The organism is Leptotrichia sp. oral taxon 847, assembly GCF_001553645.1.
Taxonomy (GTDB): domain Bacteria; phylum Fusobacteriota; class Fusobacteriia; order Fusobacteriales; family Leptotrichiaceae; genus Leptotrichia.
In genome coordinates, this window is sequence record NZ_CP014231.1 from 1,860,863 (window position 1) to 1,879,860 (window position 18,998).

Annotated in this window: 23 protein-coding genes and 1 pseudogene; all 24 read left to right on the plus strand. The window is 30.1% G+C overall.

Going from position 1 to position 18,998, the window contains the following annotated elements; translation table 11 throughout:
- The 24 genes and pseudogenes from AXF11_RS08800 to AXF11_RS08910 all read left to right on the plus strand — a co-directional run bounded on the left by AXF11_RS08800 (position 1) and on the right by AXF11_RS08910 (position 18,998).
- Positions 1 to 594, plus strand: coding sequence for a phage baseplate protein (locus tag AXF11_RS08800; protein ID WP_068157265.1), 594 nt, complete (start codon positions 1 to 3; stop codon positions 592 to 594).
- Positions 591 to 926: a hypothetical protein gene (locus AXF11_RS08805; RefSeq protein ID WP_068157268.1), complete on the plus strand. Its 336-nt coding sequence runs from the start codon at positions 591 to 593 to the stop codon at positions 924 to 926. The genes AXF11_RS08800 and AXF11_RS08805 overlap by 4 nt, the downstream gene beginning before the upstream one ends.
- Positions 926 to 2,011 (plus strand): hypothetical protein, encoded by a 1,086-nt coding sequence (locus AXF11_RS08810; RefSeq protein WP_068157270.1) that lies wholly within the window; start codon positions 926 to 928, stop codon positions 2,009 to 2,011. The genes AXF11_RS08805 and AXF11_RS08810 overlap by 1 nt, the downstream gene beginning before the upstream one ends.
- A 46-nt stretch (positions 2,012 to 2,057) precedes the next feature.
- Positions 2,058 to 2,642 carry a hypothetical protein gene (locus AXF11_RS08815; protein WP_068157273.1) on the plus strand — a complete coding sequence of 195 codons (585 nt, stop codon included), beginning with the start codon at positions 2,058 to 2,060 and terminating at the stop codon, positions 2,640 to 2,642.
- A 149-nt stretch (positions 2,643 to 2,791) separates the two neighbouring features.
- A complete protein-coding gene (locus tag AXF11_RS08820; protein WP_036060578.1) occupies positions 2,792 to 3,283 on the plus strand; it encodes a Panacea domain-containing protein in 492 nt (163 codons plus the stop codon).
- Positions 3,283 to 3,663, plus strand: a complete 381-nt coding sequence (locus AXF11_RS08825) for a type II toxin-antitoxin system PemK/MazF family toxin (RefSeq protein ID WP_068157276.1) — start codon at positions 3,283 to 3,285, stop codon at positions 3,661 to 3,663. The genes AXF11_RS08820 and AXF11_RS08825 overlap by 1 nt, the downstream gene beginning before the upstream one ends.
- Before the next feature lie 79 nt (positions 3,664 to 3,742).
- Positions 3,743 to 4,120, plus strand: coding sequence for a hypothetical protein (locus AXF11_RS08830; protein ID WP_068157279.1), 378 nt, complete (start codon positions 3,743 to 3,745; stop codon positions 4,118 to 4,120).
- Between the two features lie 12 nt (positions 4,121 to 4,132).
- Complete coding sequence (locus tag AXF11_RS08835; RefSeq protein WP_068157282.1) at positions 4,133 to 5,314, plus strand: baseplate J/gp47 family protein; 1,182 nt, start codon at positions 4,133 to 4,135, stop codon at positions 5,312 to 5,314.
- Positions 5,307 to 6,047: a hypothetical protein gene (locus tag AXF11_RS08840; protein ID WP_068157285.1), complete on the plus strand. Its 741-nt coding sequence runs from the start codon at positions 5,307 to 5,309 to the stop codon at positions 6,045 to 6,047. Before AXF11_RS08835 ends, AXF11_RS08840 begins: the two co-directional genes overlap by 8 nt.
- Positions 6,048 to 7,070, plus strand: coding sequence for a hypothetical protein (locus tag AXF11_RS10930; protein WP_068157289.1), 1,023 nt, complete (start codon positions 6,048 to 6,050; stop codon positions 7,068 to 7,070).
- 99 nt (positions 7,071 to 7,169) lie between these two features.
- Positions 7,170 to 7,907, plus strand: coding sequence for a hypothetical protein (locus tag AXF11_RS08850; RefSeq protein WP_068157292.1), 738 nt, complete (start codon positions 7,170 to 7,172; stop codon positions 7,905 to 7,907).
- Positions 7,908 to 7,926: 19 nt separating this feature from the next.
- A complete protein-coding gene (locus AXF11_RS11025) occupies positions 7,927 to 8,052 on the plus strand; it encodes a hypothetical protein (protein WP_257720971.1) in 126 nt (41 codons plus the stop codon).
- Positions 8,053 to 8,262, plus strand: a complete 210-nt coding sequence (locus AXF11_RS08855; protein ID WP_068157295.1) for a Thoeris anti-defense Tad2 family protein — start codon at positions 8,053 to 8,055, stop codon at positions 8,260 to 8,262.
- Positions 8,263 to 8,781: a glycoside hydrolase family 108 protein gene (locus AXF11_RS08860; RefSeq protein ID WP_068157298.1), complete on the plus strand. Its 519-nt coding sequence runs from the start codon at positions 8,263 to 8,265 to the stop codon at positions 8,779 to 8,781.
- Between the two features lie 104 nt (positions 8,782 to 8,885).
- A complete protein-coding gene (locus tag AXF11_RS08865) occupies positions 8,886 to 9,251 on the plus strand; it encodes a hypothetical protein (protein WP_068157301.1) in 366 nt (121 codons plus the stop codon).
- Between the two features lie 8 nt (positions 9,252 to 9,259).
- On the plus strand, positions 9,260 to 9,634 hold the full coding sequence (locus AXF11_RS08870) for a hypothetical protein (RefSeq protein WP_068157307.1): 375 nt from the start codon (positions 9,260 to 9,262) through the stop codon (positions 9,632 to 9,634).
- On the plus strand, positions 9,612 to 9,923 hold the full coding sequence (locus AXF11_RS08875) for a hypothetical protein (RefSeq protein WP_231724690.1): 312 nt from the start codon (positions 9,612 to 9,614) through the stop codon (positions 9,921 to 9,923). Before AXF11_RS08870 ends, AXF11_RS08875 begins: the two co-directional genes overlap by 23 nt.
- A gap of 285 nt (positions 9,924 to 10,208) precedes the next feature.
- Positions 10,209 to 10,623 (plus strand): annotated as a pseudogene (locus tag AXF11_RS08880) (DUF4291 family protein); the annotation flags it as partial.
- 868 nt (positions 10,624 to 11,491) lie between these two features.
- On the plus strand, positions 11,492 to 12,370 hold the full coding sequence (rapZ, locus tag AXF11_RS08885; protein ID WP_068157319.1) for an RNase adapter RapZ: 879 nt from the start codon (positions 11,492 to 11,494) through the stop codon (positions 12,368 to 12,370).
- Between the two features lie 169 nt (positions 12,371 to 12,539).
- Positions 12,540 to 14,321, plus strand: coding sequence for an excinuclease ABC subunit UvrC (uvrC, locus tag AXF11_RS08890; RefSeq protein ID WP_068158350.1), 1,782 nt, complete (start codon positions 12,540 to 12,542; stop codon positions 14,319 to 14,321).
- Positions 14,322 to 14,351: 30 nt separating this feature from the next.
- On the plus strand, positions 14,352 to 15,413 hold the full coding sequence (locus AXF11_RS08895; protein WP_068158352.1) for a hypothetical protein: 1,062 nt from the start codon (positions 14,352 to 14,354) through the stop codon (positions 15,411 to 15,413).
- Positions 15,414 to 15,459: 46 nt separating this feature from the next.
- Positions 15,460 to 16,998 (plus strand): ABC transporter ATP-binding protein, encoded by a 1,539-nt coding sequence (locus AXF11_RS08900; RefSeq protein ID WP_068157322.1) that lies wholly within the window; start codon positions 15,460 to 15,462, stop codon positions 16,996 to 16,998.
- Positions 16,985 to 18,064, plus strand: a complete 1,080-nt coding sequence (locus tag AXF11_RS08905; protein WP_231724692.1) for an ABC transporter permease — start codon at positions 16,985 to 16,987, stop codon at positions 18,062 to 18,064. The genes AXF11_RS08900 and AXF11_RS08905 overlap by 14 nt, the downstream gene beginning before the upstream one ends.
- Before the next feature lie 55 nt (positions 18,065 to 18,119).
- Positions 18,120 to 18,998 (plus strand): ABC transporter permease, encoded by an 879-nt coding sequence (locus tag AXF11_RS08910; protein WP_068157324.1) that lies wholly within the window; start codon positions 18,120 to 18,122, stop codon positions 18,996 to 18,998.

Below are 18,998 nucleotides of genomic sequence, written 5' to 3' on the forward strand. Positions count from 1 at the left end.
ATGCAAGTATTAGATTTTTTAAAAAAAGCAATCGTAGGGTTTGAAGCACAAAAAGATAGACTTGAAAAAATGTATTTAAAATATTTTGGCATAAAACCTAATGGATTTTTAGGAACTATACCTCTTTTAGTAATTTCGACTGATTATAGTCAAGACAATGAAATAACAGGCTACAAATCGTATTTAAAAGATAATTTTAATGAAAATATGTTTGTAAATCCGTATACATTAAAAATTGAGGTGATTTTACACGGCAAAGAGTGGAAAGATGAACTTGAGAAATTAGTTAAAGAATCAAAAAAAAGGAATTACACAACATTTATGTATACTAAATTCGATAAGGTGTATGCTCCACTCGCAATAACTAGTGTCAGTTACTCAGAAAATTATCAAAATTATACTAGCATAAAAGTTTCAATAAATTTAAAAGAAGTAAATTTGTTAAAATTTACTACAACTGACGGAAAGACTACAACGAGTGCTTATGATCCAGGAACTAATACCCAAAATCGAGAAATGTCTGAAGTTTCAATGAGCGAATCAATGAAAGGTGGACTTGGAGATGATCCTAGAACAGGAGATATTAAAGCATGAGAAAATTATATAGTTTTGATATTTTATATAAGAAAAATAAAAAAAGTAGTTATAGAATTTTATTAGGCGATGGAGAAAAAACGTTGTTAGTTACATTGGAAATTTACAATATAAAAGAACTTTGGTATTTAGATATAAAAACTGATAATGAAAATTTACATATGGGTCAGAGAATTAATGCATACGAAGATTTGTTCTTATTGTGCAGAAGACGATATAAAGAATTTCCAAATGTCAAAATGATAGCTTTGCCAATCAATTTGAATGGCTTTGATGTTGAGTTTACAACAGAAACAGCTGGAATATTACAGGATATTATGGTGGTGGTTTAATGGCTGAGAACATAGGAAATGCAAAAAATAACGGAGTAAATAATAATAATTACTATATTTTGTGGGACAGATATGCAAAAGTAACTTTTAAAGTAAAAAATGGAGATGAAACAGAGGAGATCGAATTTGAAAGATTTCAAGTTGAAAATGGAGTTGATTATTCGCCAGATTTCGAGATACAAACTGAATTTGATATAACAGAAAGCACTAATATTGCTAAAATAGTTATTTATAATTTAACAGATGAAATGATTAAAAAATTAAAAAAAGGTATCGAAGTAGTTATTGAAGCTGGGTATTGGAATGATGGAGTAAATAAGGATATTGGTGTTATTTATAAAGGGATTATTGAGAGTTTGAAAGGAAGTTGGAGCAACGCTGATAAGAAATTTGAAATAACTTGTAACACTTTTAATGATGAATACAAGGATACAAAAATAAATCTTAAAACTGGAAAAGGAACAAAAGCTAGTACAATAATAAAATTAATTTTATCAAATTTGGATAAATTAAAAGCTGGAACAATAGAGCTTGGTAAGGATATTGATTATAAAGATGGAAAAACAATGCATAACAACGTAAAACACATCTTTAAAGAAATAGCAAAAGACACTAAAAGCGTTTTTTTTATAACGAATGGAGTTGTTACTTTTCAACCGCGAGATAAGATAAATAGAGGTATTTTAGAATTTGATCCAAATAGATTTCAGGATGTAAAAGAAAATGATGGTACTTATACACTAAAGAGTATATTTGATCATAGATTCCAAGAAGGTTTTAAGATTAATTTAGATTTAAAAAAGGAATTTGAGCAACTTGAAATCAAAGGAGAGTATCTTATCACAAAAGGTAAGCATGTTATTAATTTTAAAAGTGATGCATATACAGAGTTAGAAATAAAAACTAAATTTGATGATGAAGAAACTAAAAAAGCTAATGAAATCGAGATTGTTTCTGGGAAAAAAGGAAAAAATGAGAAAGCATCTAAAAATAGAAAGGCAAAAGAAAAAGACGATAAAAAGAGTGAGGAAAATAAAAAAGATGCTAAAAAAACTACTACAAAAAGTAGCGGAAATAAAAAATAAAAAGACTGGGATAGAATAGTTAGAATATATGGAGTAGGAGGTAAAAGTGAGAAAAAAGACAGTGGGAGACCATATTGAATCAATGATAAGCGGTAGCTTTGATAATTTAAATACCCTTGCAATAGCCAAAATTGTGGAAGCAGACAATTCAAATATGATTTGCAGTATACAAATGCTTGATATTCCTGAACTTTTTGGCACTCGTGATGAAGTAGAAGTAATTGAAAATGTGCCGATTGCTCCAATATTTTGGAGTAACAGATGTAAAATAAATGCTCCGTTATCTGTAAATGACAAGGTTTTGGTAGCTTTTTGTCAGCATGATACATTCAATGCACGAAATGCTTCTGAACCTTGCGAGCCGAACTCCAGTGCTAAATTTGACATAAATAACGCTATCGTAGTTGGACAGATAACAAGTGATGCAGAAAAGAATGTATCTAATGACTTCTACATTGCTTACGGCGGAACGCTTGTAACGATAAATGATAGTGGAGTTACCGTAAAAGGCAATTCCATAAATATAAGCGGAGCAGTGAGCATTAAAGGTGATTTGGAAGTTAGTGGAGACGCTAAGATTGGTGGTAAATCATTCTTAACTCATACTAATGGCGGTATGCCGTTGGATTAGGATATAAATAAGGACAATTACAATTAAATATAATAACTGTGATTTGTGATATTTTGATATTAGTCAAAAAAACTCTAAATTTCTGTTGCACTTTTGCTACTTTTAAGATATAATTTAGTTGTCAAATGATAACTAGAGGAGGTAGCGATATGGAAAAAATAATAAATGTTGCTCAATATATTTTTAATGAATATAAAAGAGTGACAGGAGAAATTATTGATGAAATGAAATTACAGAAGTTGCTGTATTTTTCCCAAAGGGAAACAATTGCTATTTTAAATGAACCTCTTTTTAATGAGACATTTGAAGGCTGGAAGTATGGACCCGTGTCAAGAGAGGTACGAACTTCTTACACAACAGATGGAATAAACTATGAAACAGAAGACATAAAAAGTGAAAGTAAATACATAATAAACAATGTAATTCAAGAATACGGAGCATTAGCATCGTGGAAGTTAAGTGCATTAACACATAAGGAAATTTCTTGGCTCAATTCTCGAAAAGGGCTTAAAAAAGAAGAAAACGGAAGGATTAAAATTCAAACTGAAGATATAAGAGAAGACGCAAAGAAAGTAAGGCCTTATGACTATGTGTGGGATATGTACTATGATGAATTTGACGACTATGAAGCGGTGGTTTGATGGTAGGAAAAATAGTTAGATGTTTAACTCAATATTACAATACAAGATTACATAGAAATTCAATAAAATCAAGACCTGCTTTAGTATTAAGAAGTCCTCAAAATGATGATTATGTAGTTCTTCCTATTTCAACTATTCCAAACAGAATAAATGTAAATCCAGTATATGATATAGAAATAGATCCATCAAAATTTCCTAAAATAAACTTGACTAGATTATCGTATATTAGGACACATAGAATGGTTTCAATACCAATGCAGCAGATAGATACAAGTGTTATAATAGGAGATTTGAAATCAGATTACGAAGAACTATTTTTAGAAATAGCGGAAAAAGTAGAGCAGTTTCATAATGAAGTTATGGAAGGGTTGTTAGAATAGCAATTAAAAATATTTAAAATCACAGTTATTAATTTAGCTGTGATTTTTTTGTTACAAATTTTTTAGAAAGGCAGTTGATATGAAAAGTGTTGAAAGTTGGCAAACCGAAAAAGACGACAACAAAGAAATTGATGTTGTGATGGGAAAAAACATAGCATTAAGTTCTGAAATAGAAAAAATAAGGCTAAGGCTTGAGAATAAGTTAAGATTGTTCTTTAATGAGTGGTTTTTGCACAAAAATGAAGGTATTTATTGGCTTAAAAGAAATGAAAATAATGGGCAAATAGGAAATTTGTTGGAAAAATTTAATATAGAGGCCCAGGTTAAAGAGACTATTTTATCGGATGAAGATGTGGCAGAAATAACAAAGTTCGAAAGCAATTTTGAAAATAGAAATGGAAACTATAATTTTAAAATGGAAATGTTATTGAAAAACGGAAAGACTTTAGCATTTTAGAAAGGAGGAACAATGGATTTTGGAGTAACAGAAAAAGGATTTGTGTTAAAAAGTTTTACAGATATTATGAAAGATATAGAAAATAGGTACAAAGCAAGATTACAAGATAATAATTATATTTTAGATTTTAATACTCCTGAAGGGATTCATTCTGAAGCGATAGGCTATGAATTATCACAAATATGGGAAGAATTGTTAGAATTTAATAATCAAATGAATCTAAATACAGCAACAGGAATATATTTAGATTATTTTGGAACTTTACTGAGAACTCCACGAAAATCAGGGGCTTACACAACTGGACAGGTAAAAATAACTGGAGAAAAGAATAGAGTTATACCAGCACAGACTATTATAAAATATGCTGAAAAAGAATACAGACTACTGTCTAATGTTACATTGGATAAATTAGATAACAATGAATATTATGGAATAGGATTTATTCAAGCACTTGAAATTGGAAAAGAAAGTAATATCACAAGCGATGTTTTGTTTACAACTGAATATGATGGAGTTGCTAAAATTACAAATGATGTTGATGTTATTGGCGGCGCAGATGATGAGAGTGACAGCCTTTACAGGGAAAGATTGAAGCGAAAACAAACCATTGAGCAGACCGCAACACATTCAGCATTATATAATGGATTGATGGCTTTAGAAAATATTAAAAACGTGTTGATATTAGATCCTGAAACTGAGCCAACTACCGAAGCTGGAACAGTTAAAATATTTTTGGAAGGAACGCCAGATGATAAAATTTTTGAAACTATTTTGGATTTAAAAGCAGATGGAATACTGACTATTGGAGATTCCAATGCGCAAACATTTGAAAAGAAGTTAAAAAGAGGTGCATTTGAAAGGAAAATAATATATAACATCATAAAATATAGTACTTTATTAATAAAAGTTGAAGTATTAGAAACTAAAAATTTAAATGAAAAAGATAATCGTTGGACAAAACAGATACAGCAAGAAATACTAAATTATATTAATAATTTAAAAACAGGAGAATCTATTAGTTATTTAAAGACATATTCTGAAGTATTAGGAATTGACGATATAAGAAAAATAAATCTAAAAATGGGATTAACTGAATCCAGTGTCGCAATACAAAATTTTGACAAAATATTTACAGTTCCAGTCGGTCAAAAATTTCAAATTAATGAAAATAATATTGAGGTAGTTTATGTATAAAAATAGCGAAGATTATACGGATGAAATAATAAGTAGATTCCCACATATGTATAGAAGAGACAGAGAAAGCAATAATTATTTTTTGTTGAATTTATATTTAGAAGAAATCAGACAAGCGAGTAAAGGAATATATGAGCTTTTGAAATCTTTAAACATTATGAAAGCGGAAGGTTATGCATTAGACAAATTTGGAATATCTTTTAATTTAAAAAGAAATATGAATGAAAATGATGAAAATTATCGAAAAAGAATACTTGCTGAGATTTCAAGGAAAAGTAAAAATGCAACTTTTGAAACAATCTTAAACGTGCTCAAGATTATAATTGAAAATTATGAGCAAAATATTTTTATTTTTAAAGAAGGGATTATAAAAGATAAAGTTAAAAACATAGATTTTAAAGTTAAAAATGGAAGTTTTAACGGAAATTTTGAAACACAATTTTATAAAGAAAAAGCAGGAAGCATTTACATTATATTGAATAAAAGACTGTCTGCATATATAAAAAAGAGTATCTTAAATATCTTGCTTGAAATAAGAGCGAAAGGTGTGGAAATAACTGTTGATTTTAAATATAAGGTGCAAACAGCTAATTATATTTCAAATGGGGCCTTTGTTGGAGTGAAAAGAATTTTAAAAATAGAGGATAGCTTTTATGATGAGATTTTGCAACAAAAAAGTTATGAGAGTAATTTAGCAAGAATAAATGTAATTACACAAGAAGGAGTAAGATAGATGTTAAAAAAAATAAAGGATTGGATAGGAACGAATTTAGATGTTTACAAAGTTGAAAGTGCAAACGATGTTGGTGCTGGATTGGTTAGGCATATTTGGAAAGGTGAAGAAACGGCAACCCAAGTTGGAACAACATTGACAGCACAAATCATGAATGATTTGCAAAAAGGATTGGTTCATACTTTAGATACAACTAGAACTGTAGGAACTAACAAAGATATTTACGAAGTTACATTGACTGGTATCGAAGAATTTGGCGTATTTGACGGATTAAAATTATTAATTAGAATTGATGGAGAAAATCAATTTGAGGATGTATTTTTAAAATTAGGCGGAACAGAATATCAAATCTATCAATTAAAGAACAATTTGTTGGATAAGGTTGATAAAGGGATTTTAAAAGATAAAAAAGAATATTTATTGAACTTTAAAAACAATTCTTTTGTTTTATCAGATAGTACTTTATACGGATCGCAAAAAGGTACAGCATTAGAAGGGAATCGTTTAGCTGAGATTCTAGGACTAGAATTTGGCGGAAACATACAGGACATTGGCAATAAAACGAAAGGTAAGTTTTATTATGACAGTGTAACGAAATATTACTATGAATGTATTGAAGACAACAGTCTGACATACAACGACACCGGGAAATTTAGAGCTATATCGAATAAGCCGATTATGGACAAATTAGAAAATTTGTTTGAAATTGAAACAAAAACTATAACTATTCCAAATGGTACTATAAAATTTACAAAAACAGGAAAGGTTGTTAACGCTTTTGTTCATCTTCAAAATTATAAAACACTAATGTCTTACAATGATAACGATTTAATTTCTAGTTATCCTCCAAATTTTGCTCCTAATCCAAATTATTTTAATAATGAATTTGCAATTATAAGTTCAGAAAAAAATAACATTAATGGAAATACTCGTTTAATTTTAAGAAAAGACGGCGTTGTAATTTGGGGAACTTCGGCAAGACAATACTATGAGCTTAAAGGTTCTGCGGTCTATTGTATCTAAAAAACCAGCATTCAGCATTCATATTTTTAAATTTTGTGCAAATTTATAAGTTAGCACAGAATAAAAATCATAAAAAAATAAAGAAATGGAGTGATAAAAATGACAATAGTTTACATTTATTTAATTGCAACAATGGAATGTATAGCAAAGCCAGTTACGACTGGGATTGATAAATTCAAAGAAAATCCAAACTTGTTTTATCCAGATTGGGACAAAGAAACTATGAAATTCTCAACATCGTTACTTTCAAATCCAGTTTTGGACAAAAAAACTGGAGAACTTAGAGAAATGACTGAAGTTGAAAAAATAAAAGCTGGTAAAACAGCTCTAAGTGATGGGAGTTATTTGGATGAAGTTAACGAAACAATAGTTACTATTGCAAAGCCAAATGAGTGGAGCGTATGGGACAAGGATAGCAACACTTGGAAAGTTAACAATGATTTGCTAAACGCAAAGTTAAAAGAATTGAGAGAAAAGGCGTTAAAGGACTTAGCAGAAGCAAAATCAAGCTTTTTGAACCAGCCGCTTGAAATCGAAAAAGATAGCAAAAAATACACATTTGAGAACAACGAAAGAAATAGAAACAGTTTGTCTCTTAAAATGTCTTTGATGTGGACTTTAGAACAAGACAAGATTGAAAAAGTAAAAGTCTTAAATGATAAAAAAATGGTTGAATTTATTGAGTTGAATAGAACTGAATTAAAAGATTTAGCTACAAAAATACAAGACATAATTGAAGTTGCAGACATGGGAGAACAAATGGCGGTTGTTGGAATCAGTAGATACACTATTGATCAGATGTTAGAACTAAATGTTAATGATTTTTTTCAAAATTAATTAAAAGGAGTGATGAATAATGAATATAGAAAAACTTATATGTACAGAAATTGAATTAGACGGTAAAAAATATAAAGTTGTTGGGATAAAATTTGAAAAAGATAACATAATATTAAATGTTGAAGAAGTAAAGGAAGTGGTATAGATGAATTTTGGGAAAGCATTTGAAGAAGTAAAAAAAGGAAAAGCAATGAGATTGCCGCAATGGAGCAAGGATGTAGTGATAAAAGCACAATTTCCTGATGAAAACAGTAAAATGACAGCTCCATATCTATATGTGGAATCCAGATACGGTAGAGTGCCTTGGAAAGAAACTATGATTGAATTATTTAGTGAAGAATGGGAAGTGATGTAGATGGACAGATTTGAGAAAATATTTGATTATTTACTAAAAGTTGAGGGTGGATATTCAAACGACAAAAATGATAGAGGAGGAAAAACAAAATATGGTATTATAGAATCAGAAGCTAGAAAATATGGGTATAAAGGTAATATGAGAGATATGCCGCTTGAGATAGCAAGAGATATTTATAATAAGAAATACTATCATAGAAATGGGCTTGATACTTTAAAATCAGACAAGATAGCGTTATCAGTATGTGATTTTATAGTAAACGCTGGAAAATGGGGAGCTAAAAAAGCACAGGCTGCACTGAATGAACTGGGATTTGATTTGAGAGTGGACGGAATTTTAGGAGAAAAAAGTTTAGTTGCGCTTAATGAAGTTGATGAAAATAAATTTTTGGAAAAATATCACGATTTGCAGAGAAGATATTATAAAGTAATAGCAGCAAACAGACCATCGCAAAAAGTTTTTTTAAAAGGGTGGCTCAACAGAGTGGATAGAAAAGAAAATTATTTAAAATCAATCTAAAAACGGCTTTAATACAAGCCAAATAAGAACGTAAAAAAATATTTTTGATAAATAGGTTGCCTAACGGGTCAATTTGTCTTAAAACACTTGTTAAGTGGCTTAGAATGAATATTAAGAAAAATAACAAAATAGGAGTGATAAAAATGGATAAAATGGTAGAAATATGGATAATTAATAAGGCAGCAGAGATGGTTGTTACTAAAATTTACAAAAATGAAATTGTAAATAAGGCAAAAAAAGGAGCAGAAAAATTTGATGTTATAGCAAAAGATTTTTGGGAAAAATTGGAAAACTATGTCTTAAAGGAAAAAGAAATTGACAGAAAGTGGATTCCAAATTTTATTGAAGAAATTGGAGAGAATACAATTTTATCTTGTATCAAAGAATTGAAAACTAAGCTAATTCCGTCTGAGTTTATACAACAAATATTTGATTTTGAGAAAAAGAACGATAAAAAGAATATATTGTAGGAGCATAAATGATAGAGGACTTAAAAATAATAATTGACAATCACGGACTTTTCTTGATCTTATTTTTTAGCGGAGTATTATTTGGTGTAGTAGCTCAAAAAATGGTTGATAACAAGCCTGTAAAGCCGTATATGAAAAGAATAGCGGTTGCTGGAATGACTATGTCAATAACATTGTCTTTAAACAAAATAATAGGACATTTTTCAGCAGAATACCTGTATCCGTGGAGTCCAGTTTTTGGATTTTTTGGAGAGGCATTGCTGGAAACGATAAACCAAAAAAGATATGGCATTAGTACAGGCTTTTTAGAATTACTGCTGGAAAAGCTGGGGTTTGTCAAAAAGGATAAAGGTGATGATAATGGAAAAACATCGCAAAAGTAGAAAATTAGCGTTTATTATGCTAGCCATTATATTTTTAAATTCAGTTTTAACATTGAAGTTAAGAAATTATCAAAGACAGCAGAATTTAAATTTATTAAGAAATAGATTAAAAAGTGAAAGTAATAGAGAGATTTTTGACAGTATAGAAAGAAAGTCAAGAACAGAGGATATGTTGCTATTAATCGGAACAAATATGGCGGCATTGATAATTATTGCTGGATTTGACAGACAAAGAACGGTTGATGAAGATAAAGAGAAAAAGATAGTTGTCAAAGTGTTTAGGAGATAGCCAGAAATGGCTATCTTTTTTTGTGAATAAAAAAGTCACAATATTTTTTAAATATATTGACAAAAAACTGCCGTTATAGAGAAATAAAAAAAACAGCAACTAAATATATGAAATAAAAATTGACAAATAAGAAAATAATATTATATTTTTAATAGAAAATACAGGATAAAGTAAAAGAGGCTGAAATATGCCTCTTTTTGAATTTTAGTACCTTTTCAGTACTTTTATACTTTATAAATACTTTAAAAATCCATAAATGAAATGTTTAGATTAAATCCAACTATTATAGATGATGTACCGAAGTGGCTGGGCCAGTAAGCAAGGACAGGAAAGAATATTGGCAATTGACCTGAAAAGGGAAGGATTTGATGAAATAGTGAAAAATGCTGTACTTTCATCTTTTAGAGAAGTTTCTGATTTATCTAAGGAAAAATGGAAAGAAAAATTGGAAAATTCAGAAGTAAGATGTCAATGGGATCCAGACAGGGATATTTATGGCAATCCAATAGGAAGAAGAGCGATACAGTTAGGCATAAAGGGAAAAACAGTAAAAAAATATGTAAATGAGTGGATTGTAAATATAACGGATATAACTGATAAAGTTATTGAGATAAGAAACAGTATTCAAAATGGGAGTTTTTCAGAATCTATGCTTCCTCAAGAGAAAAAATATATATTGTTTAATTATACTTCCAAATAATCGTTGTTTTAAAAGACAGCGGTTATTTTTAAATATTGATTTTTTTAAAATAAAAATTGTAAAATATTGAAATTTTCCTTAAAAAAAGGATTTTTAAAGGTTGAGTGAAAACTTTTTGATGGGAAAAATTCAAATGAAATGTATAATATTGAACTAAAACAATATATTTCATAAAAAATGACATTTACTCTTGCATATTTTATTCATATATTAGAGATGGTTTAAAAATTTTAGGGGCAGATTTTTTAATTTCAAATTTTTTAGCTTGTTTTTGATTACAAGATGTTATTTTGTTTAATATTATTTTTTTATTTTTTACATAAGGGGAAAGGACCGCCATTTCCCCTTATAATCCCCACGCTCGTCTAAGCATTTTTTTGAAGCAAAGCCGAAACTCGCACTAAACGTGCTCAAACAGTCGTCTTTACTCCAAAAAAATCACGACACCTTTTATATAACAGTAAAATTTAAACCGTCGGAGCATTTTTATGTGCTGACAAAACTGTCTGAGCACAATCAGTGCGAGTTTTTTGGCAGTGCATAAAAATGTCGAAGACTAGCCGGGGTGCAGGGGTGCGGCGATGAGCACTTCTGCTTAAAAAATAAAAAAAATTTTAGTAACTTTCTGGATTGAATGAAAAACTTAAAATAAGATTTTTTATTTACCCTTAACTATTTTACTCTGTCATATATTAGAAAAAATATTTATATTTAGTACTAGATGTGGTATAATAATTAAAATATTTAAAATGTTATCAAAAATTAATAAATTTATTTAAAAATTTTTTCAAAAGATGAGAATTTTTTGTTATAATAGAATTGAGAGTGAAAACAAATTTAATTAAAAATTTGAAAGGAAAGTAAAAAAATGGAAGAGATTAAAAAAGAACTTATTATAATAACAGGAATGAGTGGAGCTGGGAAATCGGAAGTAATTAACTTTTTTGAGGACAGAGAATATTTTTGTATTGACAATTTTCCTATAAATCTTTTTCAATATTTGAATGAAATTTTCTTGAGCAGCGAAAAAAGAAATAAAGTTGCTGTTGTGATAGACGTGCGAAATCAAGAGTTTATGGGGCAGCTTACAGAACAGTTAAAAATATTGGACGAAGAAGAAATATCCCATACAATGATTTATTTGGATGCGAGAAACGATGTGCTGCTTAGCAGATATGAGTTGTCCCGAAGAAAACATCCATTAAATTTGTACGATACTTTGCTTTCTAATATAAAGGCAGAGAGAAAGATGCTTAAAAACTTTATGTCTTTAGCGGATTTGGTAATTGATACCAGCACTCTTAAAGTAAAAGATTTGCAAAAACTTTTGGAAAAAGAGTTTTCAGGAAAATTGAAAAAAATAAATATAAATTTAACTTCGTTTGGATTTAAGTACGGAATACCGCTAGATTTACATTTGATGTTCGATGTGAGATTTCTTCCAAATCCTTATTATATCGATAATTTAAAGAAAAAAACTGGAAATCATATAGATGTTCAAAATTATGTGATGGGACTTTCTGAAAGTCAAAAATTTTATGAGATGCTACTGCAAATGCTTATTTATTTGATACCTTGCTATGAAAAAGAAGGAAAATCACATCTTAGAATAGGGATAGGATGCTCAGGAGGACAGCATCGTTCTGTAACTTTTGTAAATAAACTTTTTGAAGATCTTACAAAAAGAGAAGATTATAAAATTGGTAAATACCATAGGGAAGTTGGGGAAAAAACGGAAATTGAATAAATTTTATAATAAAAAATTCGGATTAAAATTTAAAATTAAATTTTATTTGTAGTTTTGTAAAAAATTTTTTTAAAATAAAAAATGACAAAATTTGATATTTTTTAGTGAAGAAATCGGGGGATTATCTGGGAATGAAATAAGTTTATTTGAAAAATTGGAAAGGCAAGAGATGGAAGAGATAACTTCACCTGTAAGATATAAGGATATTCCTAAAAATCCTGGAGTTTATTTGATGAAAAATTCTCGTGGGAAAATAATTTACGTCGGAAAAGCAAAAAATTTGCAAAATAGGGTAAAGTCATATTTTATGAATATTAAGTCGCATAATGCGAAAACGCTGGAACTCGTGAAAAATATAAAAGATATTGAGTTTTTTATTTGTAAAACTGAAGTTGAAGCGCTTATTTTAGAAAATAATCTTATAAAGAAAAATATGCCAAAATATAATATTTTGTTGAAGGATGAGAAAACTTATCCATACATAAAATTTACAAAAGAAAAATTTCCTAAAATAGAAGTCGTGAGAAGTACAAGAAAATTAAATGAAAATGCAAAATATTTTGGACCATATCCAATGGGAATTTATTTTGCGCTAAAGTCTTTGATAAAGATATTTCCTGTAAGGGATTGTGCTAGAAATATGGACAAAGTAACTAAACCATGTTTAAAATATCATATGAAAACTTGTCCTGCTCCCTGTAAATTTAAAAATATTTCTTCTGAGTACAATGCAAATGTTAAAAATTTTCAAAATTTTCTATCTGGAAATAGTGATGAAGTGTTAAAAAGGCTGGAAAATAAAATGAATGAGCTGAGCCAGAATATGGAATTTGAGCGGGCAATTGTCGAGCGGGAAAAAATAACCGTATTAAAGAAAATGCTGCAAACTCAGATTATTGAATACAGCCGTGAAATAGATGAAGATATATTTGTATTTACACAAAAACTGGAAAATATATTTTTATGCGTGTTAAATGTGCGGGATGGTAAGATTATTGGGAAAAATCATATTGTTATAAAAGAAGTCGCAGGAAATCAAGAAAATATTTTTGAGCGCCTGATTACAGCTTATTATGAAAAAAGGAATATTCCAAAAAATATTATCTTTGATGAAAAATATTTGGAAAAGGAAGAACTTATTAAAGAATGGGCTAAAATTGAGAAAAAGAAGGAAGTTAAGATGTATTTTCCAAAAATTCAAAGTCGCAGAAAACAACTTTTGGAAATGGGATATTTGAACTTGAATGAAGAAGTGGAAAAGTTTTTTAGAAAAAAACGGTTAGTGCGTGAAGGATTGTTAAATTTAAAAAGAAAACTTAGATTAAAAAAAATGCCGCATAGGATTGAATGCTTTGATATTTCTAATATTCAGGGAGTTGACGCTGTTGCTGCGATGACAGTTGCGATTGATGGAGAAGTTACGCCAAAAGAATACAGACATTTTAAAATTACAGTAAAAGATACGCCGGATGACTTTGCTATGATGAGAGAGGCTCTTACAAGAAGATATTCTAAATTAGACGTGGAAGAATTGCCTGATCTAATTTTAATTGATGGGGGAAAAGGGCAGCTGGGAATAGCAGTAGATGTCTTGGAAAAATTGAAAAAATTTGAATATTTGGATATAATCAGTATTGCAAAAAGAGAAGAAGAAATTTTTAAAAGTTACGAGAGCAAGCCATATATTTTTGAGAAAAGCGATGAAACTTTGAAAATTTTACAAAGACTTAGAGATGAATCACATAGATTTGGAATAACTCACCACAGAAAATTACGAAGTAAAAGAAATGTTAAAAGTGCGCTAGATAGCATTCTAGGAATTGGACCAAAAAGAAAAAAAGAATTGATTAAAAAATTTGGATTAATAAAAAATATAAAAAATGCGAAAATTGAAGAACTTATGGAAGTTGTTCCGGAAAATGTGGCGATTTTGATTAAAGAAAAACTGTAATTTTTGAAAATTTTAAAAGGAGGAAAAGATTTGAAAAAAGGAATAATTCTTATACTTTTGAGCTGTAGTCTAACTAGTTTTTCAATGTTTGACAAAATAAAAAAGGAAATTAAGTGGGCTAGTGAAGAAGAGCCAAAATTTAAAAAAGTAAAAGTTAACATTGACGGAGAAGAAAAAATGCGAAAAGTGATTCCTGGAAGATATGAGATAAAATTATTTGAAATAACATATCCAAGTGATTTATTTGGGAAAAACAAATTTTATAACGAATTTAACATTTTTTTAAAAGGAATTGAGCCAATTAAGACGAAAAATGGGGAGACAAAAGTTGTAAATATAAGGGCAACTAGAAAATATTCACTGCTTCTGGAGAAACGATTTTATGAAGAAATGCAGCAGATAAAAGAATATTTGCTATCTGATGAAGAAAAAATATTGGAGCTTCCAGCCTCTTCATTGGAAGATTATTACAGACAGCAGTTAACTTCGATGTCAAGTGGAATGGGTGCAACTGAATATGCCGGAACTGATCAGGAATTTTTAAATAGACAAATTTATGTCTTGTATCAACTTTTAGATAAGCCAAAATTTAATCCAAACAATGTATATTCTGAGCTAGACAAGGAATTTCTGATTGAAGAGCTGAAAAAAAATCGAAAAGAAGTTGTTGAAAATTTTGAAAATTCAAAAGTGGAATATTTTATAAAGGAAAGTTATGAAAATTCGGGAATTGGAAAGTTGCAAGATGATTCGATTTATAAATTCGATAAAGATGTCGTAATTTCGGATAAATTGGAAGATCAGGCAATTTTACCAGAACTTGAAAAAAATGTCTATTTGACTGGGTTTCCTGAAAATGTCATAAAAGAACTTGCAAAAAATAAATTAAAGTTAAAAAGAACGCCACTACTTTTGGAAAATAGTGATTATCACGGGTATATGTTTAATGAAGATAACACAGTCGTGTTTATTGGTGGAAAGGAGCCGAAATATTATTACAAAGACTATAAAATTAATGTTGTGAAAAAACCAATTGAAGTTTTGGATTTGCTGAAAACTGATTCTAATTACTATGTTTCAGATTTTTTCTAAAAAATAAGTAAATTTTGTGAATGAAATAATTTTAACAGGAGGAAAAATGAGTGATTATATTTTGGAAATGAAAAATATTCGGAAAGAGTTTCTGGAAGGGAAAATTGTTGCGAATGACGACATTACCTTGAAAGTTAAAAAGGGAGAAATTCACGCAATAGTTGGAGAAAATGGAGCTGGAAAGTCGACACTTATGAAAATATTGAATGGGCTTTACGCGCCAACTTCAGGTGAGATTTTTTACAAAGGTAAAAAGACTGAAATAATCAGTCCAACAATGGCAGCAAAACTTGGAATTGGAATGGTTTATCAGCATTTTATGCTAGTTGACACTTTAACGGTTGCAGAAAATATGGTGCTTGGATTTGAGCCAAAAAAAGGCGGAATATTTTTTGACTTGAATAAAGCTAGGGAAAAAGTTCGGGAAGTTTCTGAAAAATATGGTTTAAATATTGATCCTGACGCAAAAGTTTCAGATTTATCGGTTGGAATTCAACAGAGAATAGAAATTTTGAAAGTTTTGTTTAAAGGAGCAGAACTTCTAGTATTTGATGAGCCGAGTGCCGTACTTACGCCGCAAGAAGTAAAAGAGCTTTATGAAATTATGAGAAATTTGGTAAAAGAAGGAAAAACTATAATCTTTATTTCGCATAAATTGCAGGAAGTGCTGGATTTGTCGGATAATATCACGGTTATCAGAAGAGGAAGCGATGTTGGAAGACTTGCAACAAGTGAAGCAACTAAAGAAAAAATTGCAAATCTTATGGTTGGAAGAGTCGTTTTGTTTGAAGTAAAGCGTCCTGAAGTAAAACTTGGGAATGTGCTTGTAAAAGTTGAACATTTAACTGTAAAAGATAAAAAGGGCGGAAAAGATGGAATTGAAAAAGTCAGCGATGTTTCTTTTGAAATAAGGGAAGGAGAAGTTCTAGGAATTGCAGGAGTTCAAGGAAATGGACAAACTGAGTTAATTGAAGCTCTGGCTGGGCTTGTAAAGATTGATGATGGAAAATATTCGATAGGAAATAAGAGTTTGGAAAATCAGACACCAAAGGAAATTAAAAACTCGGGATTTGCACATATCCCAGAAGACAGACATAAAAGAGCTGCAATTGACAATTTTACCATGGAGGAAAATATGGCGCTTGGACTTCAAGATGAATATTCAAAAGGGTTTTTGATGAATTATGGAGAAATTGAAGCTAAAACTAAAAAATATATTGAAAAATATGATATTCGTCCGAATAATGGGAAAATTAAATTTGGCGGACTTTCTGGAGGAAATCAGCAAAAAGTCGTAGTTGCACGGGAATTAGAGCGGGAAAATAAGTTTATAATTGCGGCACAGCCAACCCGAGGAGTCGATATTGGTGCGATTGAAATGATACACAACACGATTTTGCAGGAAAAAACTAAAAAGAAAGCAATCTTGGTTGTTTCAGCTGAATTATCGGAAATAATGGCATTAAGCGATAGAATTGCAGTTATGTATTCAGGAAAAATTGTAGGAATTTTGAACAGAAGTGAAGCAACAGCGGAAAAAATTGGGATATTAATGGCAGGAGGGAAATTAAATGATGAAAAGTAATGAGATAAAATCAAAAATAATAGATTTTATTCCAACAATAGTTTCAGTTTTTATTGCTCTAATTATCGGTGGAATAATAATGATTTCAAAAGGATTAAATCCATTTGTGGCATATTTTGATATGGTAAAGGCAGCTTTTTATCAGAGTTCACCTCGTTCACCATTTTTTAGTGGACTTGCCAAAACTTTATTTATAGCGACACCGCTTATTTTTTCGGCACTGTCGGCAATGGTAGCTTTTCGTGCAGGGCTTTTTAACATAGGAATGCAAGGGCAAATGATTGCTGGAGGACTGACTGCAGCATTTTGGGCTGTTGCGTTTAAAAATCAGTTTTTGGGAAATGTTGTAATTGTAATAATTGTTGCGATGGTTGCAGGATTTATTTGGGCGGGGATCGCAGGGTTTTTAAAATCTAGATTTGGCGTAAATGAAGTAATTAGTACAATAATGTTAAATTATATAATTGTTGAAATTCAGAATTTTTTGATAAATGGACCGTTAAAAGATCCGTTATCACAGATTCCTCAAACTGTAAAAGTTGTGAAAAATGCAAGACTTCCACTGCTTTTTGCAAAAGTTACAAAACAAAATTTAAATTTTGGATTTATCTTGGCAATCTTATTAATTATCGCACTTTACTGCTTTTTCAAATATTCGAAAAAAGGTTATGAGATAAAAGCTGTTGGACAAAGTGAAACAGTCGCTGAAAATGCTGGAATTAATCCAAAGAAGATAATGTTTTTAGCAATGGGAATCGCAGGAATTTGTGCTGGACTTGGTGGTGCGGAAAGAGTTTTAGGTGGAGCATCCCAGTATGCCTATACAGAGTTAATTATGGGAGACTACGGTTTTACTGGACTTGCGGTGGCTTTACTTGGAAAAAATAATCCTTTTGGAATTTTAGTTGCGGGAATTTTTTATGCGGCGCTTGAAGTTGGTGGACAGATGTTGCAGCAAAGATATCAAGTTGATAAGGACATTGTATATATAATTCAAGCATTAATTATTATATTTGTAGCATCAGAAAATTTATTTAAGTTTTTTATAAAAAAAAAGAAAAAGTAACTAAAAATTTTAAATATTAAAATTTAAATTTAAAAGGAAGGAAAAAATAAGAAAAATGAAAGAAATAGGGAATTTAATACAGCAAACAATAATTATTGCGCCACCAATTTTAATAACAGCGGTTGGAGCGTGTATTTCAGAACGAAGTGGTGTTGTAAATATTGGTCTTGAAGGAATTATGTTAAGTGGAGCTTTTGCCGCAGCAGTTGTAAATATAGCCACAAGTAATCCATATTTAGGAATTGTGGCAGGAATGGCCGTAGGGGTTTTAATCTCGTTAATTCATGCAGTAATTAGTATAAATTTAAAAGGAAATCAGATTATAAGCGGAGTTGCAATAAATTTATTTGCAGTCGCAGTAACTTCATTTTTAATAAAGGCACTATATAACACAGCTGGAAGTACTCCAATGGCAAAAGATGCCGCTGGAAATCCAATTCTTGCAAACCAGCCTCTGATGTTAATTATTATTTACGCAATCGCAATTTTGACACATTTTTTTCTGTATAAAACAGTTTTAGGACTTAGAATAAGAACGGTTGGAGAGCATCCACTTGCAGCGGATACAGTTGGAATAAGTGTCTACAAGATAAGATATATAAGTGTACTTTTGTCGGGAGCACTCGCAGGACTTGGTGGAGCATATTTGACAACTGTACTGCTTCCATCATTTTCAAATAATATGTCAGCAGGTCGTGGATATATCGCATTGGCGGCGATGATTTTTGGAAAATGGAATCCAATTGGAGCAATATTAGCAAGTTTACTATTTGCCTTTGGTCAAGCATTTGCTGATTATGCCAAAGCGACAAGAATTCCAATACCTCAGCAATTTTTGACGATGATACCGTACATTTTGACAATATTGGCATTAGTAGGATTTGTTGGAAAAGCTAGAGCGCCGAAGGCATCTGGTTTGCCGTATGAAAAATAA